Below are 24,478 nucleotides of genomic sequence, written 5' to 3' on the forward strand. Positions count from 1 at the left end.
CCGCTCCTCAGCGGTAGCCGAGACGGGCGAGCTCCTCCCTGGCCACCTTCTCCACCAGCTCGGCGTCCTCGGCCGGCAGCCGCCTGCGCCAGCTCCCCGGACGGGGGATCGCCGCGCCGTACAACGCGATCGTGGAGACCTTGGCGTCGAGGAAGGACGACACCGCGTCGATCGCCTCTCCCGGCGAGGCCACCATGTCCTCGTACCGGAGGGTGAGCAGATGTTCGGCGGGCAGTTCGCGGCGCAACGCGGCGTTCAGCCGTACGGCACCGCGCCAGCGCAGGGCGCACTTGCCCGCGGGCGGCATCCCGGCCCAGCGCTCGCGGTGCTCGGCCGACCGCACGCCGAGGAACGGGTTGGGAAACTCCGCGTCCTCGCTCAGCATGGCGGGCTTGGCCCAGGTCATGCAGGCGGGGTCGGTGAGCATGTCGGCGACGACGTCGCGGCCGTCGCGGATGATCTGGATGAGCCGGGCGTCGGGGAACGCCCGCAGCAGCACCGGCGCGCTGTAGAGCAGGTCGGGGCTGGCGTCGCCGAACCGGGACGGCGTGCCCGGCCCGGCGCACGGCCCCGCGCCGACGATGCCGCCCGCCTCCCGGCAGGCGGCCGTGCACTCCGCGCAGGCCCCCGGGACCACCTGCCACGCCTCCGCCAGCACGTCCCGCAGCACCTGCGGGGCGCCGCCGCTGCGGGCGATCGACGGCCTCCTGGCGAAGGCGTAGACGACCCGGGCGACCGGGCCCCTGCCCATGGTCACGTGGAAGCCGGGCGAGCGCTTGAGGGCACGGCCCAGCAGGTCCGCGCCGGAGTGCGGCGCCGCGACAACGAACACCGGACGACGGACCTTGACACCGTTGACCACGAGGATGTGCGTCGGAGGTCGCATAGATACCGCTAAGTCTGACACCCTTTGAAGGGTGAGCGAGCGCTTCCGCGGCGGGGCGGACGGTGACGCCTCGGTAACGGTCCCGGGCCTGCCCCGGCGGCTGCGGCCCGGGGACACCGTCGCGCTGGTCGCGCCGGCCGGCCCGGTCGATCCCGTACGGCTGGAGCGCGGCACAGAGGTCCTGACCGGGCTCGGGCTGCGGGTCGTGCACGGGGCGTCGATCCTCGCGCGGGACGGCTACCTCGCCGGGCCGGACGCCGCACGGGCGGCCGACCTCCAGGACGCGTGGTGCGACCCCGGGGTGGCGGCGGTCGTCTGCGCCAGGGGCGGCTACGGCACCACCCGGCTGCTCGGGCTGCTCGACTGGGACGCCATGGCGGCGGCCGGGCCCAAGATCCTGCTCGGGTCGAGCGACATCACCGCCCTGCACCGGGCCTTCGCCGACCGGCTCGGCCTGGCGACGCTGTTCGGGCCGATGCCGGCGACCACGACGATCGGCGGCCCGGAGGGGCCCGAGCCGGCCACCTTCGCCCACCTGCGGGAGGCCCTGTTCGAGGGCGGCACGCCCCCGCCCGTCGCCGGTGACCGGGTGATCGTGCCGGGCCGGGCCGAGGGCCGGCTCACCGGGGGGAACCTCGCCCTGCTCGCGGCCCTGTGCGGCACGCCGTACGCGCTGCGGGGGCGGGGCCGTGTCGTGCTGCTCGAGGACGTGACCGAGGAGCCGTATCGGATCGACCGCATGGTGACACAACTGCTGCAGGCGGGCTGTCTGGACGGCGTGGCGGGGATCGTGCTGGGATCGTGGGTGGACTGCGGCGACCCGCTGCCCGTGCTGGCCGAACTCCTCGCCCCGCTGGGTGTGCCGACCATCGCGGGCCTGCCGGTGGGCCACGGCGCACCACAGTTGGCGATGTGGTTGGAGACGAATGTGGCTATTGTGACCGAATCGTGCTCTGTCGCGGGCACCTTCCGCGACTCTGACGCGGCAACCTGAGACGCGCCCGGATGTGCCCGGGCCGTGGCGAAGGGATGGTGCGTTGGGACTCTTGCGGCGACTGCTCAGCCGGACGCGGCCGGACCATCCCGCCCCGAGAGCCGTCGAGGACGTCGATCTCGACTCCCTGCTGGCCCTGGTCGCCGAGACCATGGGCTATTCCTGCGTGTTCGCGGCCGACGGCACGTCACTGACGCTGAACTCGCCGGAGCGTGAGCGGGTCGTGAACCTCGTCGGCCTTCGCCGGGAGGCCGGGCGCCGCGCCCGCGAGGACTGGCCGATGCTGGTCTCCGAGCATCTGGCCCACGCCGTGTCGGGCGAGCCGTTCGACGCCTGCAACCTCACGCCGATCAAGCCGCTGCTGCGGACGCGGGTCCACGCCGCCGACGACCCCGCCTTCCCCGACCCCTCCCGGATCATCGGCCGCCACCTCAGCGCCGATCTCATCGAGGTGCTGACGATCGGCGCCCGTCCGGTGCGCCCGGAGGAGGCGTTCTGCTGGCCCATCCCGCCGGCGGAGGCGCTCGACGTGGCCATCGGCAACGCCCTGACCGACGAGCGGCCCACCGTGTCGCGCCTCGACCTCGGCGGCACCGAGGTGTCGCTGCTGACCGCGCCCAGCGCGGCGGCCCACCTGCGCCGTCTCACGGCGTACATGGACGTGCCCGAGGACGGCATGCTCGCGGTGCTGCCGCACCGGGGCATGGTCGCGGTGCATCCGGTGGCCGGCATCGGCGTCGTCCGTGCGATCGAGCGCCTGCGCATCTTCGCCCACCGCGAGCACGCCTGCCGGGCCGACGGGCTCAGCCCTCACGTGTACTGGTGGCGCCGGGGCAAGCTGACCCGCATCCAGGCCGACCTCATCAGCCACGACGGTCAGACCCGGCTGGTCGTCGCGCCGCCGCCGGAGTTCGCCCGCCTCCTCGCCCGCATCGCCGGCCAGGGGTAGCCCACACCGGGGGGGGCCGCGATCAGGCCCTTCCCGCGCCCTGCCGGGTGTCCCGCGGGGCCGCGGGCCAGGCGAAGGCGGCACCGGCCGCGTGCGCCTGGCAGGCCGTCTCCTCGCGGGCCGTCCAGCCGAACTCCTCCCGCAGCGCCCCGAACTCGCGGCGCAACGTCGTCCCCGAGGTGGTACGCGTGTCGGTGCTGATGGTGACGCTCAGGCCCGCCATCAGGAGCGCGTGAGCCGGGTGATCGGCCAGCCGGGGCACCGCGGCGGTCTGGACGTTGCTGGTGGGGCACATCTCCAGCGCGATGCGCTCGCGTCGGAGCCGGTGGAGCAGGGCGCGGTCGGAGGCGGACCGCACGCCGTGCCCGATGCGGCGCGCGCCCAGGACGTCGATCGCCTCCCAGACGCTCTCCGGGCCCGCCGCCTCGCCCGCGTGGACGGTGCAGGGCAGTCCCGCCGCCTGGGCGACCGCGAAGGCGGGGCGGTGCGGAGCGCCCGGATGCAGGCGTTCGTCGCCGGCCAGGTCGAGCCCGGCCACCTTGTCCCGGTGGCGCACCGCGGTCTCCGCGACGGCGACGCTCTCGTCCGGCGTCTGATGCCGCAGGCAGCACAGCACCAGCCCGGTGCGTACGCCGGTCGCCGCCGCGCCGGAGGCGAGACCGGCGGCGACCGCCTTCACCGCCTCATCCTGGGTCAGGCCCTGACGGCCGTGCAGTTGCGGGGCGAAACGCGCCTCCCCGTACACCACGCCGTCCGCGTGCCAGTCCTCGACGAGCTCGTGTGCCGCGCGTCGCAGCGCGTCCGGCGTCTGCAGGACGCGCAACGGGAGGTCGATGAACGTGAGGAACCGGGCCAGGCTGCCGCATCGGGCGGGCGCGGTCACGAGCGTGTGCGCGGGGCGCGTCAGCGTGATCCCCTGAGCCCTGGCGAGGTCCGCGACCGTGGCGGGGCGGACCGAGCCGTCGAGATGGCAGTGCAGCTCGAAGCGCCCTTCCGCCCGTGGGATGGACGATGGGAGCGTCATGCGGCCCGGCCCGTTCCGGCGCACGTGGCGAACAGCAGGTCCTTGAAGCCGGCCTCGTCGACGCGGCGCACCATGGTCAGATTGGGCTCAGGTGCCGCACGGCGGCGGTCGACGATCATCTGCCCGCGGGTCTCGTCGCCGAGCGCGACCGTCACGTGTGCCCGCTCCTGTTCGAGGACCAGATCGGGCCGCAGCGCCACGGCCATGGCGACCGGGTCGGGCAGGTCGTAACCGGCCAGGCCGGTGACCTCGCGCGCCCATTCTGCGACCGTCCGGTTGATCCGATGGGCGAAGGCGGCGATGGGGGTGCCCAGCCGTTCGAGCCGCCGCTGGTCCTCCGGCGTCATCACGGCGTACTTGCGGGAGACGTCCCAGCCGATCCAGGTGACCTTGTCCGGGCGGGCCGCCCGCAGGACCACGCCCGCCGCCTCGGGGTCGGCCCACACGTTGAACTCCGCGGTGGCGGAGACGTTGCCGTGGGCGTCCGCCGCGCCCGCCATGCAGTACACGTGCCGGAAGCCGCCGAGCAGGCCGGGCTCCCGCAGGAGGGCGGCGGCGAGATTGGTCAGCGGGCCCAGGGTGACCAGGGTCAGCTCGCCCGGGAACCGCCGGGCGTGGGACAGCAGGACGTCGGCCGCGTGGCCAGGTTCGGGACCGCGCCGCGGGCCGGGCAGGCCGATGTCGCCCATGCCGTCCTGCCCGTGCACGTGCTGGGCCGTGGACAGGGGTCTCAGCAGCGGGCGGTCGCACCCCGCGTGGACGGGGACGTCGGCCGCTCCCGCGATCTCCAGGGAGATCAGCGCGTTGCGGGTGGCCGTCGGCAGCGGGACGTTGCCGGCCACGGTGGTGACGGCCCGCACGTCGGCCAGGCCGCCGGCGGCCGCAAGGAGGAGGGCCACGGCGTCGTCGGACCCGGTGTCGGTGTCGATCAGGAGAGGTATCGGGGGCATGCCGCGACTTTCTGGACGGAGAGTGACGGAACTGGAGGAGGTGGAGCCGGCGATCGCAAAGAACGTCGGATGGCAGTTCTAATCGTTTAGATGAGAAGATGCAAGCCCGTACAGGAAAGGAGCGTCCATTGGCCGTCACGCTCGCGGACGTCGCCCGACGGTCCGGCACGTCCACGGCGGTGGTCAGCTACGTGATGAACAACGGCCCGCGCCCGGTGGCTCCGGCGACCAGGGAGCGGGTCCTCGCCGCCGCCGCCGAGCTGGGCTATCGCCCCAACCGGATAGCCCGGGCGCTGCGGGCCGGCACCACCGGGGTCGTCGGCCTGGTCCTGGCCGACGCCTCCAACCCTTACTTCGCCGCCCTGGCGCGGAGCATCGAGCGTGCGCTGGACCGGCGGGACACGCTGATGATGACGGGCAACGCGGGCTACCGTCCCGACCGGCAGCAGCACCTGGTGGAGCGCTTCCTCGCGGCGCAGGTCGACGGTCTCGTCGTGGTCTCCGCCGACGGCGGCGGCGACGTCGCGGCCGAGGCGGTCGAGGCGGGCGTGCGGTCCGTCTACGTCCATCACCGGCCGGTCCCGGGTAAGGCTCCGCTCGTGTCCGCCGACAACGACGCCGCGGTCCGCGCGGCCGTCGAGCACCTCCGGGGCCACGGGCACCGGCGCATCGCCTTCCTGTCCGGTCCCCACGACGCCGGTCCGGTCGCCGAACGCCGGGACGCCTGGCACCGCCTCGTCTCCTCCGCGGGCCTCGAACCCCTGCTGCTGCGCTGCGACTACTCGCGGGACGCGGCGGCGCGGCTGACGGCCGAGCTGATCGCCGGGGGGACGATGCCGGGCGCCCTGATCGCGGCGACCGACGAACAGGCCATCGGGGTCCTCGCCGCCGCGTCGGCCGCGGGGCTGGCCGTCCCCGCCCGGCTCGCCCTGATCAGCTGCGACGGGACCCCGGACAGCGCCTACACCGCCCCCGCGCTCAGCGTGACGGAGCAACCGCTGGACGACATGGCCGAGCGGGCCGTCGCGCTGCTCCTCGACCGGGAGCCCCCGAACGCGTCGCTTCCCGCCGCACGTCTCGTCCCGCGGCGCAGCTGCGGCTGTGACGCGTGACCCGCGCCGAAAATCGCGTGCGGGGGACGCCCGCGCGGGATCAGACTGGCCGCATGGCGATCAAAGACTTCGACCGCAGGCCGTACGCCGGCGCGGAGGACCTGCGTGCCATGCAGGATCTCGCCGGACGGGTGTGGTCACCCGGGGCGACCTGGCACGTCGGCGATCTGGCGTGGGAACGCTTCCAACACAGCGGCAGGAAGCATGAGTGGGCGACCATGCTCTGGAGTGCCGGCGGCCGGACCGCGGCCTGGGGGTGGGCCGATGCCGGGCATCTGAGTCTGCTCGCCGATCCCGCGCACGCCTCGCTGGCCGAGGAGGTCCTGGACTGGTTCGCCGCCCAGGCTCCGGGGCCGGCCCGCACGGTCGTGGTCTCCAGCACCGAGACCCACCTGTTTCCGGCGCTCGACCGGCACGGCTACCGCCGTACAGACGAGGGCCCTTTCTTCCTGCACATGGTCATGGACCTGGACGACGGCCTGCCCGATCCGGGCCCGCCCGCCGGATACCGCCTGCGCGCGGTGGGCGACGCCGACGTCCCGGGACGCGTCGCCGCGCACCGGGCGGCGTTCCATCCGTCGCGGGTGACCGAGGAGAGCTACCGGGCCGTACGGGAGGCCTGGCCGTACCGGCCGGACCTGGACTGGATCGCCGAGGCGCCGGACGGGAGCGCCGCGGGGTTCTGCCTGGTGTGGCTGGACGAGGCCAACCGGGCCGCCCGGATCGAACCGGCGGGCACCGTGCCGGGCCATCGCCGGCACGGCGTCGCGCGGGCCGTCTGCCTGGCCGCGCTGCAGGCGGCGCGGCGGGCGGGCGCACGGAGGGCGGTGGTGAGCCCGCGCGGCGACGACGCCTACCCGGTGCCCGCGCGCCTGTACCGGTCGCTGGGGTTCCGCGAGTGCGCCAGGAGCCTCGGCTACCGCCTCTCGGCGTAGCGGGCCAGCGCCTGGGCCGTGCGGATCAGGTGGATGTGGGTGAAGGCCTGGGGGAAGTTGCCGAGTTGACGGCCTGATCGGGGGTCGTACTCCTCGGCGAGGAGGCCGACGTCGTTGGCGAGGGCGACGAGGCGTTCGAACAGTTCGACGGCCTCGTCGTGGCGGCCGATCATCGCTCTGGCCTCGGCCAGCCAGAAGCTGCAGGCGAGGAAGGCGCCTTCGCCGCCGGGCAGGCCGTCGACGGGGTTGTCTTCCGCCACCGGGTAGCGCAGGACGAAGCCGTCGGTCATGAGCTCGCGTTCGACGGCCTCGACGGTGCCGATGACGCGGGGGTCGTCGGCGGGCAGGAAGCCGACGATGGGGATCTGCAGGAGGGCGGCGTCGAGCTCGCGTGAGCCGTAGGACTGGGTGAAGGTGTTGCGCCCGGGGTCGTAGCCCTTGTCGCAGACCTCGGCGTGGATGCGGTCGCGCAGGGCGCGCCAGCGCTCCGCGTCGCCGCGCCGGCCCAGCTCCTCGATGACGCGGACCATCCGGTCGGCCGCGACCCAGGCCATGACCTTGGAGTGGACGAAGTGGCGGCGGGGGCCGCGCACCTCCCACAGTCCCTCGTCGGGCTGGTCCCAGTTGTGCTCGAAGAACTCCATGACCTTCGTCACCAGGGCCCAGGCGTGGTCGTCCGGCGTCATGCCCTGCTTGCGCGCCTGGTAGAGGGCGTCGACGAACTCCCCGTAGATGTCGAGCTGCAGCTGGGTGGCGGCGCCGTTGCCGATCCGCACGGGAGCCGAGTTCTCGTAGCCCGGCAGCCAGTCGAGGGTCATCTCCGGAAGGCGGCGTTCGCCGGCCACGCCGTACAGGACCTGGACGTCCTCGGGACGGCCGGCGATGGCGCGCAGCAGCCAGGATCGCCAGGCGGCGGCCTCCTCGACGTACCCGGCGCCGGTCAGCGCGTCGAGCGTCATCGCCGCGTCGCGCAGCCAGCAGTAGCGGTAGTCCCAGTTGCGTACCCCGCCGAGATGCTCGGGTAGCGAGGTGGTCGGCGCGGCCACGATGCCGCCGGTCGGGCTGTAGGTGAGCGCCTTGAGCGTGATCAGCGAGCGGACCACTGCCTCACGCCACGGGCCCCGATAACCGCACCGGGAGACCCACTCCTCCCACAGGAGCCTGGTCTCGGTGAGCTGCTCCAGCGGATCGATCCGCTCCGGCTCCGGCTGGTGGGAGGGATGCCAGGTGAAGACGAACGGCACCCGCTCCCCGGAGGCGACGGTGAAGGTCGCCTCGTGCCGGTAGTCGCTGCCGCGCAGATGGACGGGGGAGTGGATCCAGACCGAGTCGGGACCGCCGATGGCGTGCAGGTGCCCGTCGCTGCGGCGCACCCAGGGGACGATGCGGCCGTAGTCGAAGCGGATGCGGATCTCGGTCGTCATCTCGACGGTGCCGGACAGGCCCTCCACGATCCGTACGAGGTCGGGGTTGGCGTGGCGGGGCGGCATGAAGTCGATCACCTTGACCGCGCCCGTGGGCGTCTCCCAGACGGTCTCCAGGATGAGCGTGTCCTCGACGTACGCGCGGCGCGCGGCCCGCTCGCGGCCCGCGGGGGCCAGGCGCCAGAAGCCGTTGGACTCGTCGCCGAGCAGCCGCGTGAAGCAGGAGGGGGAGTCGAACCTCGGCAGGCACAGCCAGTCGATCGAGCCGTCACGGCCGATCAGGGCGGCCGACTGCATGTCGCCCACGAGGGCGTAGTCCTCGATCCGCATGCCCGTCACGCTACCCGCAGGAGGCGGTCCTCTCATCGTGGACGCGTACGGCGCACCTGCGACAGGCCGCCGCCGACCTCCTCGCTCAGCGCCTGGGCGGTGTGGATCAGGTGGACGTGGGTGAACGCCTGGGGGAAGTTGCCGAGTTGACGGCCTGTTTCACGGTCGTATTCCTCAGCGAGGAGACCGACGTCGTTGGCGAGGGCGACGAGGCGTTCGAACAGTTCGACGGCCTCGTCGTGGCGGCCGATCATGGCGCGTGCCTGGGCGAGCCAGAAGCTGCAGGCGAGGAAGGCGCCTTCGCCGCCGGGCAGGCCGTCGACGGGGTTGACCGCGGCGACGGGGTAGCGCAGGACGAAGCCGTCGCTCGTGAGCTCGCGTTCGACGGCCTCGACGGTGCCGATGACGCGGGGGTCGTCGGGGGGCAGGAAGCCGACGATGGGGATCTGCAGGAGGGCGGCGTCGAGCTCGCGTGAGCCGTAGGACTGGGTGAAGGTGTTGCGCCCGGGGTCGTAGCCCTTGTCGCAGACCTCGGCGTGGATGCGGTCGCGCAGGGCGCACCAGCGGTCGAACGGCCCGGTACGGCCCAGCTCCGCGGCCCCCTGGGTCATGCGGTCCATGGCGAGCCACGCCATGATCTTCGAGTGGACGAAGTGGCGGCGGGGGCCGCGCACCTCCCACAGTCCCTCGTCCGGCCGGTCCCAGTTGTGTTCGAGGAACTCGGCCCCTTTCACCAGCAGCGCCCAGGTGTAGTCGTCGGGCGGCATGCCCCGCTTGCGCGCCCGGTAGAGGGCGTTGACCACCTGGCCGTAGACGTCGAGCTGGAACTGGCCGGCGGCGCCGTTGCCGATCCGCACGGGGGCCGAGTTCTCATAGCCGGGGAGCCAGTCGAGCGTCATCTCCGGCAGGCGGCGTTCGCCGGCCACGCCGTACATGATCTGGTGGTCCTCGGGGCGGCCGGCGATGGCGCGCAGCAGCCACACGCGCCAGGCGTCCGCCTCCTCGACGTACCCGGCCCGCAGGAGCGCGTCGAGCGTCATCGCCGCGTCGCGCAGCCAGCAGTAGCGGTAGTCCCAGTTGCGTACCCCGCCGAGTCGTTCGGGCAGCGAGGTGGTCGGCGCCGCGACGATGCCGCCGGTCGGGCTGTAGGTGAGCGCCTTGAGGGTGATCAGCGAGCGGACCACGGCCTCCCGCCAGGGCCCGCGGTAGCCGCATCGGGCGGCCCAGTCCTGCCACAGCCGCACGGTCAGGCCGAGCTCGGCGAGAGGGTCGATGGCCCGGGGCTGCGGCTGATGTGAGGGGTGCCAGGTGAACACGAACGGCATCCGCTGCCCGGCGGTCACCGTGAAGGTCGCCTCGTGCCGGTAGTCGCCGCCGCGCAGCGGGACGGGCGAGTGGACCCAGACCGAGTCGGGCCCGCCGACGGCGTGCAGGTGGCCGCCCACCCGGCGCGCCCACGGCACGATCCGGCCGTAGTCGAAGCGGATGCGGATCTCGGTCGTCATCTCGACGATGCCCGACAGGCCCTCCACCACCCGGACCAGGTCCGGGTTGCCGGACCTGACCGGCATGAAGTCGACCACCCTGGCCGTTCCCGTGGGGGTCTCCCACTCGGTCGAGAGCACCAGTGAGTCCTCGATGTAGGCCCGCCGGGCGGCCCTGTCCCGTCCCGCGGCCGCCAGCCGCCAGAAGCCGTTGGACTCGTCGCCGAGCAGCCGGGCGAAGCAGGAGGGGGAGTCGAAGCGCGGCAGGCACAACCAGTCGATCGAGCCGTTCCGGCCGATCAGGGCGGCCGACTGCGTGTCGCCGATCAGTGCGTAGTCCTCGATCCGCATGCGCTCACCTCCCCCGCGCCGTACGGCGTGTCCCCTCAGGGCCGGGCGTGGGCCTCCTCCCGCGGCAGCGGCCCGACGTCCGCCTGCCGCCCCGGGCGCATCCGCGCGTGCCGCTGCCCCGGGCCCGGTCCCGTACGGCCCGCCAGAGCGTCGGCCACGACCCCGGTGGCGAAGGCGTAGACGGTCTTGTGCAGCAGATCGACGGCCAGTTCGAGACGGGGCCAGGAAGGAGGCGGTGCGCCGGCTCCCGTGGCGTTCTCCAGGATCTGGTCGTTGGTGAGCCGCACCACGGCGAACTTCGCCGACGACCACGGGCCCCGCAGCCCGGCATGGGCCATCACGGAGCGCAGGACCCCCAGCAGCGCGCCCTCGCCGTAGTGCATGGCCCAGTTCGCGACGTCGGACGCGCGCCCGGAGCGCTCGGCCATGCCGGTCAGGCGTTCGAGGACCCGCGCCGGGACGTGGGAGCCGGGCCGCCCGGTCAGGCGCTGCTCCACCTTCTCGCCGAGGGTCATCACCGCCGCCCCGGCCGCTCCGGCGGCCAGGCCTTCCCACACCGCGCGCCTCATCATGACGGCTTCGTACCCGGTGGCCGGGCGGTGTCCCCGGCGGGAGCCCACAGCTTCATGAAGACCTGCGTCACCGGGCCGATCGTCAGGGCGAAGACCACCGTTCCGATGCCGACCGTGCCGCCGAGCAGCCAGCCCACGGCGAGCACGCCGATCTCGACGACCGTGCGGGCGAGCCGGATCGACAGACCGAGCCGGTTGAGGCCCGTCATCAGGCCGTCGCGCGGCCCCGGGCCGAAGCCCGCGTGGATGTAGAGCCCGGAGGCGGCGGCGATGGCGACGATGCCGCTCAAGAGGAAGGCCCACTGGACGGGCCAGGCCGCGGGCGCCGGGACCAGCGCCATCACCCCGTCGGCGCTGGTGCCGACCACCAGGACGTTGCTGATCGTGCCGAGGCCGGGCCGCTGCCGCAGGGGGATCCACAGCAGCAGCACCAGCGCGCCCACCAGGTTGATGCACAGGCCGATCGACCACCCGGTGCGCACCGACATGCCCTGGTGGAAGACCTCCCAGGGGTCGAGGCCCAGCCCGGACCTGACGAGCAGGGCGATCCCGGCGCCGTACAGCGCAAGCCCGGCGTAGAGGCGGACGAGCCGCAGCGCGAGCGAACGGGGGCGGGGCAGGGAGAAGCGGGAGCGAGCGGGGGTGGGGGAGGGGGAAGCGGGAGCGAGTGGGGGTAGGGGAGATGGAAGTTCGGTCATAGTCGGCCCATCGTGCAGGCCGGTGGGGTTGCGAGAAAAGAGCCAATCAGAGAAATTGGCCTTTATGGATCGGCATCTCAGTGCTCCCCAGCTCGCCCGGCTCGTCCGGGTGCCCGCCGAGGCCCGGCCCTACTACAGGGCGCTCGCGGAGGCCGTGCGCGGCCTGGTCCTCGACGGGCGGCTCGCCGTCGGGGTGCGCGTGCCCGCCGAGCGGCACCTGGCCGAGGCGCTCGGCGTGAGCCGCACCACCGTGACCGCGGCGTACGACCGGCTGCGCGAGCAGGGCTATCTGGAGAGCAGGCAGGGGTCCGGCAGTCGCACGGCCCTGCCCGACGCGGGTGCGCTCGGCACCGACAATCCGTGGCTCGCGTCCGACGACGACGGGCTGCTGCCGCTGCACGCGGCCGCGCCCCCGGCGACCGCGCTGCTGGGCGAGGCCATCGAGGAGGCGGGCCGGGCCTACCACCGGTACGCGCTGGGCATGGGCTACCACCCGTCCGGGCTCGCGCCGTTGCGCGAGGCGATCGCCCGCAGGTACGGCGAGCGGGGGCTGCCCACCCGGCCCGAGCAGATCCTCGTCACGGCCGGGGCCCAGCACGCCGTCCATCTGCTGATGGCCGCGTTCGCCGGTGCGGGCGACGCGGTGATGGTCGAGTCGCCGACCTATCCGCACGCGATCGACGCGGCGCGGCTGCGGGGAGCCCGCCTGGTGCCGGTGGGCGTCCAGGAGGACGGCTGGCATCTCGACCTGGTGAGCTGCGCGATGCGCCAGTCGGCCGCCCGCCTGGCCTACGTCATCCCCGACTTCCAGAACCCGACGGGACATCTGATGTCCGACGCCGACCGCGGCGCGCTGGTGGACGCGGCCCGCCGCCACGGCGTCACGCTGATCGCCGACGAGAGCTGGGCCGAGATGGCGCTGGACGACGCGGCGCGTGCGGCGCCGCTGGCCGCGTTCGACACCGACGGCCGGGTGATCAGCGTCGGGTCGGCCTCGAAGCTGTGGTGGGGCGGCCTGCGGGTCGGCTGGATCCGGGCGGGCGCCGCGACCGTCCGCCGCCTGGCCGGGCTGCGCGCCGCCGTGGACATCGCGGGCGGCGTCTTCGAACAGCTCGTGGTCGCGCACCTGTTCGAGCGCATCGAGGAGGCGCGCGCCGAGCGCCGCCGCACGCTCGGCGCGTCGTGCGCGGCGCTCGCCGCGGTCCTGCGCGAGGAGCTGCCCACCTGGGCGTTCACGCCGCCGCGCGGCGGCGGCTCGCTGTGGGTGCGGCTCGACGGGCCGGTGGCGCGCTCGGTCGCCGAGGCCGCCGCGGCCCGCGGCGTACGGCTGGCGCCGGGGCCGTGGTTCGGCGTGGACGGCACGCTGGAGCGGCACCTGCGGCTGCCGTTCACCCAGCCGCCGGCCGTGATGGAGGAGGCGGTGCGCCGCATCGCCCGCGACCCCGCCGGCTATCGCCCGCGGGAGCCGCTCACGCCGACCCTGTGAGCACTGCCGCTCAGGTGGACGTGGGTACGGGCGGCAGGTGGTGCTCGGCCATCAGCGTGCGGAGCCTGCGGACGAACATCAGCATCACGAGCCCGGCCGCGATCGCGGCGAGCGCGAGGGTGAGGAAGTAAACGGGCATCGGCACGACCCTGGTCAGCCGGTAGGCCTGACCGCCGACGGAGTCGCCGAGGGCCATCGAGAGGAACCACAGGCCCATGAGCTGGTTCTCGAACGCCCGGGGTGCGAGCTTGTTGGTGACCGACAGCCCGGCCGGGCTGAGGAACAGCTCGGCGACGGTCTGGATGAGGTAGACCGACAGCAGCCACATGATCGAGACCTTCACCCCGCCCGAGGCGACGCCCGCCGCGACCGACATGACGACGAAGCTCAGCCCGACGATCACCAGGCCGACCGCGAACTTGAGCGGCGTGCTGATCCGGGTGCCCGCCTTGAGGAACATCTGCGCGAAGAGAGGGGCGACGATGATGATCGCGAGCGAGTTCACGTTGCCCACCCAGCCCGGCGGGATCGCGAAGCCGAGCACGTTCAGGTCGGTGTCGTGCTTGGCGAACAGCAGCAGCGCGCTGCCGGCCTGGTCGTAGACCAGCCAGAAGATCGCGGCGGCCAGGAAAAGCCACACGTAGGCGGACAGCCCCCTGCGCTCCTCGGCGGTGACCTCGCGGGAGGAGAACAGGAAGACGAAGTACGCGACCGGCACGGCCGCCGTCACGACGGTGAGCGCCAGGGCGAAGCGGTCGACGGTGAGCGTGCCGCTGAGCGCCCACAGGGCCAGCGCGCCCGCGCCTGCGGAGAGCGCGACGCCCGCGACGCGCTTGAAGCGGCGCTCCTCCTCGGGCGTGAGCCGGTGGTCCGGCTCCTCGCCGGCGCCGCACAGGGTCGCCCGGCCCCGTATGTACTGCGCGAGGCCGAGGGCCATGCCGACCGCCGCCGCGCCGAAGGCGAGGTGCCAGCGGCCGCCCGTCTGCAGCCAGGGCACGATCATGATGCCGAGGAAGGCGCCGAGGTTGATGCCCATGTAGAAGATCGTGTAGCCGGAGTCGCGCCGCGCGTCGTCCTCGTGCCGGTACAGCTCGCCCACCAGCGCCGACATGTTCGGCTTGAGCAGTCCGCTGCCCAGCGCGATCAGCACGAGACCGAGCCAGACGAAACCCCCGCCGAGGGGCATCGCCATGCTGACGTGGCCGCCCATGATGACCAGGGCGCCGCACAACACGGTCCTGCGGGCTCCGAGCAGCCGGTCGGCGAGCCAGCCGCCCACCAGGGCGAGCAGGTAGACCGAGGCGATGTAGACGCCGTAGATGCCGACCGCGGTCGTCTCGGGCAGGCCCATGCCGCCGCGCGCGACGGGCGCGGTCAGGAACAGCACGAGGACGGCGCGCATGCCGTAGTAGCTGAAGCGCTCCCACATCTCCGTGCCGAACAGTGTGGCCAGCCCCCGTGGATGGCCGAAGAACGTCCGCTCGCCCACCGGCGGATTCGATCTTCCGGATGCCATGCGTTCTCCCCCCGGTCACGCATCGTCCCCGTACCTTACCTGCCTTTATGTCCTATTTGTCCGGATGTCGTGCCGGCTCGGACGCGATCGAGGGGTCCCGGCCCGGGCGTGCGGAGGCCGGGACCGGGACGCGGCCGAGCACCGCCGCCAGGTCGAGCGTGACTAGCCTGGGCGCATGTTCCTGTATCACGGGTGGGTGACCATCCGCGAGACGGCCGGCCTCGATGACGATGACGAATCGCTGCGGAGACAGGTCGCGGCCATCCGGCGCCTCGTCGACGATCTGGGGGACGGCGCACTGCTCGATCTACGCTGGATGAACGGCACCCCCTTCCTCCATGTGGGCGGCATGTCCAACCATCGGGGGACGTGGGGGAGGGCGATCCTTGACCTGTTCGCCCGCGTCGGCGACATCGCCCCGGGTTCGTTCGGCCTGCTGTACGTGTGGGACGACGAGGATCCCGAGCACCACAACGAGTTCCGCGTCTTCAGGATGGTGCGCGGCGCGGTAACCGAACACGCCGACGTGCTGCTGTCTCCCGCCGTTCCGACGCTGGAAGACGAGTGGGACGGTTCCGTCTCCGGGTGAATCCGCTCGATGGGCGCGATCATCAGCCGATCGTGAGCAGGCCCTCCACCGCCCTGACCTTGTGTGACGGAACTCCGGCCCACGCGCTCGCCTTAAAGCGCCATACCGAGCCGGCGCTGAACTCCCCGCTTCTCGGCGTGCCGATCCTCAACTGCGACGGCAACGATCGCACGCCGGGCATCTGGTTCTTCTCTCTGCCGCCCGCGTCGCCCTTTGGGTCTTGTCCGCGGTGATCTCCTGTGGTGCGATGCATGCCACGCGTGCGAGATGCCCCGTCGGGAGGCGCGATGACCGGCGTACTTGAGGAACGGGCCGCGATCGAGCGGGAGATCGCGGGCAGGACGGTGTGCGAGCAGCTCAGGTGGGCCGCGCAGGAGCATCCGGACGCGCCGGCCTACTCCGATCCCGCCGGTGACGGCTGGGCGACGATGACCTACGCCGAGGCCCGCGCGAGGGTGCTGGAGATCGCCGCGGGTTACGCCGCGCTGGGCCTGCGGCCGGGCGACGCCGTCGCGCTGATGCTGGTGAACCGCAGCGAGCACGTGCTGGCCGACCTCGGGGCCATCCACGCGGGCGCGGTCCCCTGCTCCGTCTACGCCACCTTCGCCCCGGACCAGATCGCGTACGTCGCCCGAAACGTCGGGGCGCGCGTCGCGGTGCTGGGCGGCCCGGCCGACCTGGCCCGCTGGGAGCCGATCCTCGGCGAGCTGCCCGCGCTGACGAGGATCATCATGCTGGAGGGCGCCCCCGAGGGCGACGAGCGCTTCCTGAGCTGGGAGGCGTTCCTGAAGCTCGGCGCCGACGCGCTCGCCGCCGGCCCGGCGGCCGTGGACGAGCGCTGGCGCGCGGTGACCCCCGGCGACACGCTGACCGTCCTGTACACCTCGGGGACGACGGGCGTCCCCAAGGGCGTCCCGCTGACGCACGCGAACGTGCTGTTCGAGATCGTCACGACCCAGCGGATGATCGACCTGCCCATGCACGGCACGCAGATCTCCTACCTCACCTACGCCCACATCGCCGAGCGGGTGCTGAGCCTCTACCTGCCGCTGGTCAAGGTCAACCACGTCTACTTCTGCACGGACATGGCGAACCTCGGCGCGACGCTCGGTCAGGTGCGCCCGGTGCTGTTCTTCGGCGTCCCCCGCGTCTGGGAGAAGATGACGGCCCGGCTGCAGGCGCTGCTGGCCGCCCAGCCACCCGAGCGGCAGGAGAGCGTGCGCGCGGCCATGGCCGCCGGGCTCGCCTACGTCGAGGGGCTGCAATATGGCCACACGGTCACGGACGAGGTGCGGGAGGCGTACGAACGGGCCGACGCCGCGCTGCTGTCGACGGTCCGCGCCCTGATCGGGCTCGACCGGGCCTGCTGGTGCGCCACCGCCGCCGCGCCGATGCCGGCCGAGGTGCAGCGGTTCTTCGCCGGTCTCGGCCTGAAGGTCATCGACGTGTACGGCATGACCGAGACGACCGGCGCCTTCACGGTCAACACGCCGGAGGTGTTCAAGCTCGGCACGGTGGGCCGGGCCGAGCCGGGCGTCGAGGTGCGGATCGCCGAGGACGGCGAGATCCTCACCCGCAGCCCGCTCAACACCCGGGGCTACCTCGGCCTGCCCGAGGCGACCGCCGAGCTCCTCGACGCCGACGGCTGGCTGCACACCGGCGACGTGGGGTCGATCGACGAGGACGGCTTCGTGCGCATCGTCGACCGAAAGAAGGAGCTGTTCATCACCTCGGGCGGGGAGAACGTCTCCCCGGCCGTCATCGAAGGCCATCTGACGGAGCACCCGCTCATCGGGCAGGCCCTCGCGTACGGGGACCGCCGGCCCTATCCGGTGGCGATCCTCACCCTGGACGGCGAGGTGGCGCCCGAGTGGGCGCGGGCGCGCGGCATCCCCTTCGGCTCACTGGCCGACCTGGCGGAGCATCCGGACGTGCTCCGGGAGATCGAGGCGGCGATCGTGGCCGCCAACCGCAAGCTCGCCCGGGTGCAGCAGGTCAAGCGGTGGCGGCTGCTGCCCGTCGAGTGGACGGTCGAGACCGACGAGCTCACGCCCAGTCTCAAGCTCAAGCGCCGGGTCGTCCACGGCAGGTACGCCGAGGTGATCGAGGAGCTGTACGCGACCGGCTGATCCACCGCACACGGTTTTTACCGAGCCGGGAGTGTGTCGGGGGCGGGACGGCCCGCGGGCGTGCGTACGGTCACGGGGCATGATGAGACCTCTGCTCGCGACGCTGGTCCTCGCGACCGCGACGACGGCGGCGGCCGCGCCGGCCCCCGCCTCCGGCGACCTGGCCATCCGCTCCGTCGAGGTGCGCCCCTCCGACCCGGTGGTCGGCCCGAGCGGGTCGGTGCGGCTGGTCGTCGACGTGGTGGCGCGCGGCGCGGACCGCGTCTCGGTCGTCCTGGAACCCGGCCGTGCCCCCTCGGGAGGCGATGGGCCCGGAGGGGAGCCCGGCAAGGAGCCCGAACCGGACGCCACCCCCTCGCCCGGCGACGCCGTGCCGATGCCGTCCGTCCCCTCCGATCCGGTCTCCCCCGAACCGGTCAGCCCGGGCACCGCCGTGCCCGCCGCCGTGCCCGCGGCCCTGCCCGCGGTGCCGCTGCCGGGCCTGGGCGGGCTGGCGTCCGGCGCGATGCCCGGCGTGGTGGGCGCGTCGCCGCCGCGTGGGCGGCCGGCCCGGCGGATCTCGCCGGCCCGGCCGGGTGAGTCGTCGGGGGAGTGGGAGACCTGGCGGTTCCTGCCGGACAAGCCGCTGTCGCGGTGGTACCCGAGCGGCCCCTGGACGGTCACCGCGACCGCGGTGAACGCGCGAGGCGAGCGGGCCGTCGCCCGGACGGAGTTCAACCTGCGCCGGGCGACCGAGATCGAGGGGCTCAAGGTCACGCGCGACGGGGACGGCGTACGCGTCACCGGGACGCTGCTGCGGGTGGATCCGGTCGGGAGGGTCGACTACCGGCCCTTCGCCGGGCAGCGGGTCAGGATCTGCTTCCGCCCCGCCGGGTCGTCCCGGTGGAGGACCGTCGGGGAGGCGGTCACCCGGAGGGACGGCTGGTTCAGCGCCCGGGTCCGCGCGGACGGCGAGGGCACATGGCGTGCCGCGTATGCCGGTACGTCCCGCTACGCCGCCGACGCCAGCCCGCAACGAGAAGCCTAAAACGCTACCAATGCCCTATTTGGCTGCAAACCAGACATAAGAGACAGTTATCGTTTTGTAACCTCTTTATTCAGAAGTTCCGGCAACTTTTCCCTCCCTTGTGGCGTCTATGACGTAGGCGTGCCCCAAACCGGGGGTGCGTTCCTGAACGGGGAGAGGAATTACCCTCATGGTGAAACGAGTCGCTACCACCCTGGTAGCGGTCGCCATGGGCGCCACGGCGCTCGCGACTGCGCCCGCCTATGCGGCCCCTGTCGCGCCTTCGCCGTCGCCCGGGACCGACTCCATCCATGCGGACAACGCCCGGAAGGCCTACACGCCCGACCCGCGCATCCTGTCGGTCGACGTCGACCCGAACGTGGTCGTGGTGAGCAGGGGCCGATCCGCCCAGGTCACCGCCCGGGTCACGACCAAGGACGTCCAGAGCGTCGACATCGACCTGTGGAGCCCGCGGGGTCATGGCGGCCACGGCGGCGACCACTGGTTCGGCAAGCGCAAGAACGGCCGCCACGACGGTCCGAAGTTCGACCACGCGTCGCGCTCGTGGAGCTTCGACTACAACGACCGGGCCGGCACCTACCGGGTGCACGTCGAGGCGATCGGCCTCGACGGCAAGAAGTACACCGCCGACCGGTCCTTCACCGTGAAGCGCAACGAATGGCACTCGCCGCGTCCGACCGGTCCGAAGGCGACCCGCATCGCCGGCTTCGACGCCACGCCCAACCCGGTCCGCAAGGGTCGCGTGCTGACCCTCAAGGGCAAGCTGCAGGTCGCCCAGTGCTGGGGTGACTGGTACTACGACGACTGGAACGACTTCTCCGGCCGTCGTGGCGGCGACCGCTACTGCTCCGACAGCCGTAACTACTGGAACGACTGGCGCTGGCTGGGCTCGCAGGACGTGAAGGTCTACTTCCAGTCCTCGGGCTCCCACCGGTGGCAGTACGTGGACACCGTCGAGACCGAGGGCGACGGCGACTTCGCCGCCAAGGTCCGGGCCTGGAAGTCCGGCACCTGGGCGGTGCGGTTCGACGGCGGCCGCGGTTTCAAGGGTTCCGAGGCGACCGACTACGTGAAGGTCTGGCGCCACTAGAAGATCCGACCGGACGCCCGGCTCCCGTTTCGGGGGGGCCGGGCGTCCGGCTTTCTCTGACGCGGTTCCTGATTAAAGGTGACAGTTCGGGTAGAGAGGTCACGGCGTGCGCGCGGAACCCTCATAGTGAGTGGAGCGTCGCGGTCACCAAGGGCGAGCACCCGCTCGCACCGCGTGTAGGGGGGTCTGGCTTGATCCGACTGATGCTCGCCGAGGACATGCACCTCATCCGCAAGGCGCTGGTCGCGCTGCTGTCGAGCGAGGACGACCTCGATGTGGTGGCCGAGGCGGACAAGGGCGAGGACATCGTCCGGCTCGGCTGCCTGCGGCGTCCCGACGTCGCGGTGCTCGACATCGGGATGCCCGGTGTCGACGGCCTCACCGCCGCCGCCGAGTTGCACCGCCGATTACCCTCCTGCAGGACCGTCGTCCTCACCGGGCTCGGGACGCCGATGGCGCTGCGCAAGGCGCTGGACGCCGGCGTGCGCGGCTTCGTCGTGAAGGACGCCTCGCCGAGCCACCTCGTGGACTGCATCCGCCGCGTGGCGGGGGGAGAGCGGGTCATCGACCCCGAACTCGCGGTTGCCGCGCTCGACGCGGACAGCAACCCGCTGACTGCCCGCGAGCTGGACGTCCTGGAGACCGCGGCCCGCGGCGCCACCGTCGGCGAGATCGCCGACCGGCTGTCGCTGTCGCGGGGCACGGTCCGCAACTACCTGTCCCGCATCCTCACCAAGGTCGGCGCCCGCTCACGCGTCGAGGCGATCCAGATCGCCTCCGAGTGCGGCTGGCTGTGGCCCGCCGCCGGCCGCGACATCGGCATCCTGCGCTACCGCCCCCGCCGGTAGCCTCTCCGGGTCCTCCCAGCGGCCCTCCCAGTGGCCCACCAGGTCGGCGTACAGGGGGGAGGCGGCGACCATCTCCTCGTGCGTGCCGACCAGGACATGGGTGCCGTCCATGACCAGCACCCGCCGGGCCCGCAGGGCCGAGGAGATCCGATGAGCCACCACGATCACCGTGCCTGACCGGGCCGCGAACGCCGCCTCCGCCCGCGCCTCCGCCGCGGGGTCGAGATGGCAGGTCGACTCGTCCAGCACGACCAGCCGGGCGGGGGACAGATAGGTCCTGGCCAGCGCGACGAGCTGCCGCTCGCCCGCCGACAGCTCGGCCGGGTCGAGCGGTCCGCCCGCGGTGCGCCGCGCGAGCTCCGTGAGCCCGAACGCCGCCACCGCCTCGTCCACCCGCTCGGGAGGCGTCCCCGGCGCGAGATAGGTGAGGTTCTCCGCCAGCGTGCCGGGGAAGACGTAGGCCTCCTGGGGGATCAGCGCGCGGGCGGCCGGACGGACGCGCGCGGCCGGGACCCCGCCGACCAGGACCTCGCCGTCGTCCGGGGTCAGCAGGCCGGCGACGAGCGCGGCCAGTGTGGACTTGCCGATCCCGCTCGGACCGACGACGGCCAGGTGGTCGCCCTCGGGCACGTCGAGGTCCAGGCCGTCGATCACCGGCTCGGGGGCCTTGTGCCGCCGCGTTCCGTAGGCGAAGCGAACCCCGCGCAGCTCCAGGCGGACCCCGTCCGGATCGCGGTCGCCGTGCGGCACCGGCGGGCCGGGCGCGTGCAGGATGCGCTCCAGCGTGACGGCCAGGCGCACCCCGCTGACGCCGAGGCCCTGGACGAGACCGCCGAGCGCGGGGGCGAGCGACTGCATCACATAGGTCAGCGAGCCGAGGATCACCCCGCCGGTGACGCCCTGGCGTACCAGCCAGGGCGCGCCCGCGAGCAGGAGCACGACCGGCAGCCACGCGCCCACCGCCAGCGAGAGCGTCCGCGACGCCGTCACCCGGGCGAGCGCCCGCGTGGCCGCCGCCTGCCGGGAGACCTCCCGCCCGACGCTCGCCGCGACGCGCGCCTCGCCGCCGCAGGCGGTCACATCGCGCAGGCCGCCCGCCATCGCGGCCACCGCGGCGGCCGTGCGCTCGTCGGCCACGATGAACTCGCGCTGACGCCGGGCCAGGGCGGGCAGGGAGACGAGGAACAGGCCGAGCCCCAGGGCCACCGGCGCCAGCACGAGCGGGACGACCTCGGGAGCCAGGGTCGTCAGCCCCACCGCCACGCTCACCAGCGTGAACACGAAGGTCCTGACCACCGTGATGATCGCGCCCAGGGCGTCCCTGGCCAGCTCGACCTGATGGTTCATCCGGGCGACCGCCGAGCTGTCGCCGCCCCGCCCGGCCCGCAGCGCCCCCGTGACCACGCGCCGGAGCAGCTCGTCGCGGAACGGCTCGACGATCCCGGCGACGAGCAGCAGCACCCGCCGGGCGGCCACCGCGGCCGGCGCCCACGCGGCGGCGAGCACGCCCAGCCACAGCAGGCCGTCGCCGGGCCGCCCCGCGGCGAAGCCGTCGTCCACCGCCCGCGCGATCGCGTATCCGCCGGTCAGCGCGGGCAGGGCCTCCGCCAGCGACCAGCAGGCCAGCCACAGCAACCGGGAGGGGTCGCGCAGCAGCGCGCTCGCGATCACCCGCCGGGCGTCCGCCCGTGCGGCGGTCCGCGCGCCGGTCCCCGGGCCTGCCGTCACGCGCGTCTCCACGGTCTGCTCGCCCTCTTCCGCCGGCGGTGCTGTGGGCGTGCGGCGCCTCACGACGCCTCCACGGCCTGGAAGACGGCCCGATAGGCGGGGTCCTCCCACAGCCGGTCGTGTGTGCCGCTCGCGCGGACGCGCCCGTCCTCCAGCCACACGACCTGGTCGGCCTGCGCCGCTGTCGCCACCCGGTGGGCCACCACCAGGCGGGTGTGACCGGCCAGGCGCCCGGTGAGCGCGTGCCCGACCTGCCGTTCGGTCACCGTGTCCAGGCTCGACATGGCGTCGTCGAGGATCAGCAGCCGGCCGGCCTGCGCGAACGCGCGGGCGAGGCCCACCCGCTGGATCTCGCCCCCGGACATCGGCGCCTCGCCGACCGGGGTGGCGTACCCGAGCGGCAGCCGCCGGATGAAGGCGTCCGCGCAGGCCGCGGCCGCCGCCGCCCGCACCGTGTCAGCTCGCGCCGTGTCAGCTCGCGCCGTGTCAGCTCGCGCCGTGTCGGCCTGCGCCGTGTCAGCCGGCACCGTGTCCCCGGGCGACGTGGTTGGGGCGCGGCCGGCGTGCGGCCGGTCGGGCGCGTCCGGCGCGGCGAGCCCGAAGGCGACGGCCTCACCCAGCGTCTCGCCGAACAACGCGGGCCGCTCGAAGGCGTACCCGACCGCCCGTCGCAGCGGCTCCCTGCCGATCTCCCGCAGGGGCACGCCGTCCAGCAGGACGGCGCCGCGTTCGGGGTCGACGAGCCGGCCGGCGACGGCGGCCAGCGACGACTTGCCCGAGCCCGACCGGCCCACGATCGCCGTGCACGTGCCGCCGGGCACGACCAGGCTGACACCGCTCAGCACGCGTGCGCCGTCGACCCGTACGGTCACCTCGCGCAGTTCCAGGGCCCCCGGGCCCGGTGGCAGCGGCCGGTCCCCGTATCCCGGGGGCGGCACGGTGAACAACTGCTCCAGGCGCCCGGCGGCCGACCGGGCGCGGGCGATGCGGGCGGCGTACCCGAGCGCGGATCCCAGGCCCGCGCCGAGCACGACGTAGCGCGCGGCGGCGAGCAGCTCCCCGACGGTGAGGCCGCCGGCCGACAGGCGCAGCCCGCCGACGGCGAGCACCGCGATCTCCAGGAGCGGGACGACGACGGCGGCCTGGACGCCGGCCCGCGCCTGCAGCCGCCACAGCGCCATGCCGTGAGCACTCAGGCGGGGGAGCGGGGCGAGCACGCGCGCGGCCTCCTGGTCCTCGGTCCCGGCCGCGGTGATGGTGCGGGCCCCGGCCAGGGCGCCGACGAGCATGGCCGCGATCTCCCCCTGGGCCTGCTGGTAGCCGCCGGAGGCCGCGGTGGTCCTGCGCATGAACGCGCGCAGCACGGCCACGATCAGCAGGAGCCCGGCCACCAGCGTGACCGCGAGCCACGGGTCGATCAGCGCGAGGGCGACGACGCTGCCCGCCGCCGGGATGATCAGGGTGGCGGCCGTGACCACGGCCTCGGGGGTTCGCCCGGCCTCCTCCACGTTCACCCCGGCCCGGGTGACGATCTCACCCGGCGTGAAGTGACGGGTCATGCCGGCGCCGACGGACAGGGTGTGGGCCACGACCCGGGAGCGCAGCCACTGCGCGGCCCGCGCACCGCTCACACCGGCCGCGAGCACGCGCAGCGCGTCACACGCGACGACCAGCGCGACCAGCAGCGCGGCTGCGGTGAGTGGCCCAGTGAGTGGCCCGGTGAGTGGCCCGGCGAGCCCGGCGCCGGCCTGTGCCCCCTCCGCGTCCCGCGCCTGGGTCCGCACCACGGCGTCGACCGCGCCGCCGAGCGCCGCGGGGAGCAGCAGGTCGGCCGCGGCGCCCAGCAACGCCGCCGCGCTCAGCGCCGCGAGCCAGGGGCCGCCGCGCCGTACGGCCCGCGCGATCAGCAGGTCCGCCGGACGAGAGCTCACGTGGTCCTCCATAAGCGAGGTCGGGGGTGAGGGCGGGACGGCGCCGGAAACGCGGAAGCCTGGGCGGCCGCGACGACCGCCCAGGACTCCCTCAGCGTGCTATCAGCCGCAGATGAGGCTGAGGCTGCTGTTCTCGTGCGGGGTGCAGCCCAGCAGGCTCAGGTTGCTGCCGCCGCCACCGCCGTGGCCACCGGGGGCCTCGAGGGTCTGCAGGTCGAGAAGCGCCATTTCGATCATCTCCTTGTATGAGTGTCGTCAGCCGGGATGAGGCTGAAGTTCGTGTTCACCGGAGGGTCCGTCAGCCGCAGATGAGGCTGAGGCTGCTGTTCTCGTGCGGGGTGCACCCGAGCAGGCTCAGGTTGCTGCCGCCGCCACCGCCGTGGCCACCGGGGGCCTCGAGGGTCTGCAGGTCGAGGAGCGCCATG

The 24,478-nt window shown here is 73.5% G+C and carries 23 protein-coding genes; 11 read left to right on the forward strand and 12 right to left on the reverse strand.

All coding sequences use genetic code 11. From position 1 onward, the window contains the following. Positions 1-7: 7 nt before the first annotated feature. On the reverse strand, positions 8-886 hold the full coding sequence (locus tag AB0O28_RS17355; protein WP_363641144.1) for a sulfotransferase: 879 nt from the start codon (positions 884-886) through the stop codon (positions 8-10). Between the two features lie 31 nt (positions 887-917). Between AB0O28_RS17355 and AB0O28_RS17360 the strand changes: the two genes are divergently transcribed. Both AB0O28_RS17360 and AB0O28_RS17365 read left to right on the forward strand, forming a co-directional pair. Continuing rightward, positions 918-1,880, forward strand: coding sequence for an LD-carboxypeptidase (locus AB0O28_RS17360; protein ID WP_363641146.1), 963 nt, complete (start codon positions 918-920; stop codon positions 1,878-1,880). A 43-nt stretch (positions 1,881-1,923) separates the two neighbouring features. Continuing rightward, positions 1,924-2,829 (forward strand): hypothetical protein, encoded by a 906-nt coding sequence (locus AB0O28_RS17365; protein ID WP_363641148.1) that lies wholly within the window; start codon positions 1,924-1,926, stop codon positions 2,827-2,829. 22 nt (positions 2,830-2,851) lie between these two features. On the opposite strand, the gene add is transcribed toward AB0O28_RS17365, so the two are convergent. Both add and AB0O28_RS17375 read right to left on the reverse strand, forming a co-directional pair. Next, positions 2,852-3,853 (reverse strand): adenosine deaminase, encoded by a 1,002-nt coding sequence (gene add, locus AB0O28_RS17370; RefSeq protein WP_363641150.1) that lies wholly within the window; start codon positions 3,851-3,853, stop codon positions 2,852-2,854. After that, positions 3,850-4,803: a nucleoside hydrolase gene (locus AB0O28_RS17375; RefSeq protein WP_363641152.1), complete on the reverse strand. Its 954-nt coding sequence runs from the start codon at positions 4,801-4,803 to the stop codon at positions 3,850-3,852. Before AB0O28_RS17375 ends, add begins: the two co-directional genes overlap by 4 nt. A gap of 128 nt (positions 4,804-4,931) precedes the next feature. On the opposite strand from AB0O28_RS17375, the gene AB0O28_RS17380 reads away from it, so the two are divergent. Beyond that, positions 4,932-5,915, forward strand: coding sequence for a LacI family DNA-binding transcriptional regulator (locus tag AB0O28_RS17380; protein WP_363641154.1), 984 nt, complete (start codon positions 4,932-4,934; stop codon positions 5,913-5,915). Between the two features lie 53 nt (positions 5,916-5,968). Further along, a complete protein-coding gene (locus AB0O28_RS17385) occupies positions 5,969-6,850 on the forward strand; it encodes a GNAT family N-acetyltransferase (protein WP_363641156.1) in 882 nt (293 codons plus the stop codon). Here AB0O28_RS17385 and AB0O28_RS17390 read toward each other — a convergent pair. From AB0O28_RS17390 to AB0O28_RS17405, 4 genes are read right to left on the reverse strand one after another with little or no spacing between them, the layout of a single operon-like run. Next, positions 6,832-8,604: a glycoside hydrolase family 15 protein gene (locus AB0O28_RS17390; RefSeq protein ID WP_363641158.1), complete on the reverse strand. Its 1,773-nt coding sequence runs from the start codon at positions 8,602-8,604 to the stop codon at positions 6,832-6,834. The two genes, AB0O28_RS17385 and AB0O28_RS17390, sit on opposite strands and share 19 nt — an antisense overlap. Positions 8,605-8,636: 32 nt before the next feature. Further along, a complete protein-coding gene (locus tag AB0O28_RS17395) occupies positions 8,637-10,439 on the reverse strand; it encodes a glycoside hydrolase family 15 protein (protein ID WP_363641160.1) in 1,803 nt (600 codons plus the stop codon). Between the two features lie 35 nt (positions 10,440-10,474). After that, a complete protein-coding gene (locus tag AB0O28_RS17400) occupies positions 10,475-11,011 on the reverse strand; it encodes a hypothetical protein (protein ID WP_363641162.1) in 537 nt (178 codons plus the stop codon). Beyond that, a complete protein-coding gene (locus tag AB0O28_RS17405) occupies positions 11,008-11,709 on the reverse strand; it encodes a hypothetical protein (RefSeq protein WP_363641164.1) in 702 nt (233 codons plus the stop codon). The genes AB0O28_RS17400 and AB0O28_RS17405 overlap by 4 nt, the downstream gene beginning before the upstream one ends. Positions 11,710-11,773: 64 nt before the next feature. Between AB0O28_RS17405 and AB0O28_RS17410 the strand changes: the two genes are divergently transcribed. Beyond that, a complete protein-coding gene (locus AB0O28_RS17410) occupies positions 11,774-13,195 on the forward strand; it encodes a PLP-dependent aminotransferase family protein (protein WP_363641166.1) in 1,422 nt (473 codons plus the stop codon). A gap of 10 nt (positions 13,196-13,205) precedes the next feature. Here the strand turns inward: AB0O28_RS17410 and AB0O28_RS17415 are convergent, their stop codons facing one another. Then, positions 13,206-14,711, reverse strand: coding sequence for an oligopeptide:H+ symporter (locus AB0O28_RS17415; RefSeq protein WP_363641168.1), 1,506 nt, complete (start codon positions 14,709-14,711; stop codon positions 13,206-13,208). Between the two features lie 175 nt (positions 14,712-14,886). Here AB0O28_RS17415 and AB0O28_RS17420 point away from each other — a divergent pair, with 175 nt between their 5' ends. The 6 genes from AB0O28_RS17420 (at position 14,887) to AB0O28_RS17445 (ending at position 20,394) form a co-directional block, all read left to right on the forward strand. Then, on the forward strand, positions 14,887-15,300 hold the full coding sequence (locus AB0O28_RS17420; protein WP_363641170.1) for an Imm7 family immunity protein: 414 nt from the start codon (positions 14,887-14,889) through the stop codon (positions 15,298-15,300). Further along, positions 15,297-15,533: a hypothetical protein gene (locus tag AB0O28_RS17425; protein WP_363641172.1), complete on the forward strand. Its 237-nt coding sequence runs from the start codon at positions 15,297-15,299 to the stop codon at positions 15,531-15,533. The genes AB0O28_RS17420 and AB0O28_RS17425 overlap by 4 nt, the downstream gene beginning before the upstream one ends. A 54-nt stretch (positions 15,534-15,587) precedes the next feature. Continuing rightward, positions 15,588-17,429: an AMP-dependent synthetase/ligase gene (locus tag AB0O28_RS17430; protein WP_363641174.1), complete on the forward strand. Its 1,842-nt coding sequence runs from the start codon at positions 15,588-15,590 to the stop codon at positions 17,427-17,429. Positions 17,430-17,508: 79 nt separating this feature from the next. Then, a complete protein-coding gene (locus AB0O28_RS17435; RefSeq protein ID WP_363641176.1) occupies positions 17,509-18,456 on the forward strand; it encodes a hypothetical protein in 948 nt (315 codons plus the stop codon). A gap of 169 nt (positions 18,457-18,625) precedes the next feature. Further along, on the forward strand, positions 18,626-19,546 hold the full coding sequence (locus AB0O28_RS17440) for a hypothetical protein (protein ID WP_363641178.1): 921 nt from the start codon (positions 18,626-18,628) through the stop codon (positions 19,544-19,546). A gap of 191 nt (positions 19,547-19,737) precedes the next feature. Further along, a complete protein-coding gene (locus tag AB0O28_RS17445) occupies positions 19,738-20,394 on the forward strand; it encodes a response regulator transcription factor (protein WP_363641180.1) in 657 nt (218 codons plus the stop codon). Here the strand turns inward: AB0O28_RS17445 and AB0O28_RS17450 are convergent. The 4 genes from AB0O28_RS17450 to AB0O28_RS17465 all read right to left on the reverse strand — a co-directional run bounded on the left by AB0O28_RS17450 (position 20,296) and on the right by AB0O28_RS17465 (position 24,477). Beyond that, a complete protein-coding gene (locus AB0O28_RS17450) occupies positions 20,296-22,185 on the reverse strand; it encodes an ABC transporter ATP-binding protein (RefSeq protein WP_363641182.1) in 1,890 nt (629 codons plus the stop codon). The genes AB0O28_RS17445 and AB0O28_RS17450 overlap by 99 nt on opposite strands. Beyond that, positions 22,182-24,053 carry an ABC transporter ATP-binding protein gene (locus AB0O28_RS17455; protein WP_363641184.1) on the reverse strand — a complete coding sequence of 624 codons (1,872 nt, stop codon included), beginning with the start codon at positions 24,051-24,053 and terminating at the stop codon, positions 22,182-22,184. The genes AB0O28_RS17450 and AB0O28_RS17455 overlap by 4 nt, the downstream gene beginning before the upstream one ends. Before the next feature lie 102 nt (positions 24,054-24,155). Continuing rightward, positions 24,156-24,290, reverse strand: a complete 135-nt coding sequence (locus tag AB0O28_RS17460) for a SapB/AmfS family lanthipeptide (protein WP_363641186.1) — start codon at positions 24,288-24,290, stop codon at positions 24,156-24,158. Between the two features lie 61 nt (positions 24,291-24,351). Beyond that, the gene (locus AB0O28_RS17465) at positions 24,352-24,477 is read right to left on the reverse strand and encodes a SapB/AmfS family lanthipeptide (protein WP_357045027.1); all 126 of its coding nucleotides are present in this window, start codon (positions 24,475-24,477) and stop codon (positions 24,352-24,354) included. Position 24,478: the final 1 nt, after the last annotated feature.

It is taken from the genome of Microbispora sp. NPDC088329 (assembly GCF_040685655.1).
In the GTDB taxonomy this organism is placed as follows: domain Bacteria; phylum Actinomycetota; class Actinomycetes; order Streptosporangiales; family Streptosporangiaceae; genus Microbispora.

Bases quoted from the DNA above. Each gene is read 5' to 3' on its own strand.
- AB0O28_RS17355 (WP_363641144.1), bottom strand. From the start codon at position 886: ATGCGACCTCCGACGCACATCCTCGTGGTCAACGGTGTCAAGGTCCGT.
- add (WP_363641150.1), bottom strand. From the start codon at position 3,853: ATGACGCTCCCATCGTCCATCCCACGGGCGGAAGGGCGCTTCGAGCTG.
- AB0O28_RS17375 (WP_363641152.1), bottom strand. From the start codon at position 4,803: ATGCCCCCGATACCTCTCCTGATCGACACCGACACCGGGTCCGACGAC.
- AB0O28_RS17385 (WP_363641156.1), top strand. From the start codon at position 5,969: ATGGCGATCAAAGACTTCGACCGCAGGCCGTACGCCGGCGCGGAGGAC.
- AB0O28_RS17390 (WP_363641158.1), bottom strand. From the start codon at position 8,604: ATGCGGATCGAGGACTACGCCCTCGTGGGCGACATGCAGTCGGCCGCC.
- AB0O28_RS17395 (WP_363641160.1), bottom strand. From the start codon at position 10,439: ATGCGGATCGAGGACTACGCACTGATCGGCGACACGCAGTCGGCCGCC.
- AB0O28_RS17400 (WP_363641162.1), bottom strand. From the start codon at position 11,011: ATGATGAGGCGCGCGGTGTGGGAAGGCCTGGCCGCCGGAGCGGCCGGG.
- AB0O28_RS17405 (WP_363641164.1), bottom strand. From the start codon at position 11,709: ATGACCGAACTTCCATCTCCCCTACCCCCACTCGCTCCCGCTTCCCCC.
- AB0O28_RS17410 (WP_363641166.1), top strand. From the start codon at position 11,774: ATGGATCGGCATCTCAGTGCTCCCCAGCTCGCCCGGCTCGTCCGGGTG.
- AB0O28_RS17415 (WP_363641168.1), bottom strand. From the start codon at position 14,711: ATGGCATCCGGAAGATCGAATCCGCCGGTGGGCGAGCGGACGTTCTTC.
- AB0O28_RS17420 (WP_363641170.1), top strand. From the start codon at position 14,887: ATGTTCCTGTATCACGGGTGGGTGACCATCCGCGAGACGGCCGGCCTC.
- AB0O28_RS17430 (WP_363641174.1), top strand. From the start codon at position 15,588: ATGACCGGCGTACTTGAGGAACGGGCCGCGATCGAGCGGGAGATCGCG.
- AB0O28_RS17435 (WP_363641176.1), top strand. From the start codon at position 17,509: ATGATGAGACCTCTGCTCGCGACGCTGGTCCTCGCGACCGCGACGACG.
- AB0O28_RS17440 (WP_363641178.1), top strand. From the start codon at position 18,626: ATGGTGAAACGAGTCGCTACCACCCTGGTAGCGGTCGCCATGGGCGCC.
- AB0O28_RS17460 (WP_363641186.1), bottom strand. From the start codon at position 24,290: ATGATCGAAATGGCGCTTCTCGACCTGCAGACCCTCGAGGCCCCCGGT.
- AB0O28_RS17465 (WP_357045027.1), bottom strand. From the start codon at position 24,477: ATGGCGCTCCTCGACCTGCAGACCCTCGAGGCCCCCGGTGGCCACGGC.